The following is a 1,866-nucleotide window of genomic DNA, read 5'->3' on the forward strand; positions in this document are numbered from 1 at the left end:
AGCCCCAACGGGTGCTGTGATGGGTAGGGGAGCGTCGTCTGCCGGGTGAAGCAGCCGCGGAAGCGAGTTGTGGACGGTTGACGAGTGAGAATGCAGGCATGAGTAGCGATACACACGTGAGAAACGTGTGCGCCGATTGACTAAGGGTTCCTGGGTCAAGCTGATCTGCCCAGGGTAAGTCGGGACCTAAGGCGAGGCCGACAGGCGTAGTCGATGGATAACCGGTTGATATTCCGGTACCCGCTGTGAAGCGTCAAACATCGAATCCAGTGATGCTAAGCCCGTGAAGCCGCCGGCCGAGTCTTCGGACGAGGTCGGAGTGGTGGAGCCGGTGACCCGAGCTGGTAGTAGGTGAGTGATGGGGTGACGCAGGAAGGTAGTCCATCCCGGGCGGTGGTTGTCCCGGGGTAAGGGTGTAGGACGGTGTGCAGGTAAATCCGCACACCTTGTGTCTGAGACCTGATGCCGAGCCGATTGTGGTGAAGTGGATGATCCTATGCTGCCGAGAAAAGCCTCTAGCGAGTTTCATGGCGGCCCGTACCCTAAACCGACTCAGGTGGTCAGGTAGAGAATACCGAGGCGTTCGGGTGAACTATGGTTAAGGAACTCGGCAAAATGCCCCCGTAACTTCGGGAGAAGGGGGGCCATGTCCGGTGATGAGCTTCGCGCTCTGAGCTGGGTGTGGCCGCAGAGACCAGCGAGAAGCGACTGTTTACTAAAAACACAGGTCCGTGCGAAGCCGTAAGGCGATGTATACGGACTGACGCCTGCCCGGTGCTGGAACGTTAAGGGGACCGGTTAGTCCGACTTCGGTCGGGCGAAGCTGAGAACTTAAGCGCCAGTAAACGGCGGTGGTAACTATAACCATCCTAAGGTAGCGAAATTCCTTGTCGGGTAAGTTCCGACCTGCACGAATGGCGTAACGACTTCTCGACTGTCTCAACCATAGGCCCGGTGAAATTGCACTACGAGTAAAGATGCTCGTTTCGCGCAGCAGGACGGAAAGACCCCGGGACCTTTACTACAGTTTGATATTGGTGTTCGGTTCGGCTTGTGTAGGATAGCTGGGAGACTGTGAAGCCTGGACGCCAGTTCAGGTGGAGTCGTCGTTGAAATACCAGTCTGGTCGTGCTGGATGTCTAACCTGGGTCCGTGATCCGGATCAGGGACAGTGTCTGATGGGTAGTTTAACTGGGGCGGTTGCCTCCTAAAGAGTAACGGAGGCGCCCAAAGGTTCCCTCAGCCTGGTTGGCAATCAGGTGTTGAGTGTAAGTGCACAAGGGAGCTTGACTGTGAGACCGACGGGTCGAGCAGGGACGAAAGTCGGGACTAGTGATCCGGCGGTGGCTTGTGGAAGCGCCGTCGCTCAACGGATAAAAGGTACCCCGGGGATAACAGGCTGATCTTCCCCAAGAGTCCATATCGACGGGATGGTTTGGCACCTCGATGTCGGCTCGTCGCATCCTGGGGCTGGAGTCGGTCCCAAGGGTTGGGCTGTTCGCCCATTAAAGCGGTACGCGAGCTGGGTTTAGAACGTCGTGAGACAGTTCGGTCCCTATCCGCTGTGCGCGTAGGAGTCTTGAGAAGGGCTGTCCCTAGTACGAGAGGACCGGGACGGACGAACCTCTGGTGTGCCAGTTGTCCTGCCAAGGGCATGGCTGGTTGGCTACGTTCGGGAGGGATAACCGCTGAAAGCATCTAAGCGGGAAGCCTGCTTCGAGATGAGGACTCCCACCCACTTGATGGGGTAAGGCTCCCAGTAGACGACTGGGTTGATAGGCCGGATCTGGAAGCACGGTAACGTGTGGAGGTGACCGGTACTAATAGGCCGAGGGCTTGTCCTCAGTTGCTCGCGTCCACTGTGTT

The 1,866-nt window shown here is 57.4% G+C and carries 1 rRNA gene; it reads left to right on the top strand.

What is annotated here, in order from left to right:
• Nucleotides 1-1,844: ribosomal RNA gene (locus ABZ899_RS36485) — 23S ribosomal RNA — on the top strand; the annotation flags it as partial.
• Between the last annotated feature and the right edge of the window lie 22 nt (nt 1,845-1,866).

It is taken from the genome of Streptomyces sp. NPDC046859, from assembly GCF_040645135.1.
GTDB lineage: Bacteria > Actinomycetota > Actinomycetes > Streptomycetales > Streptomycetaceae > Streptomyces.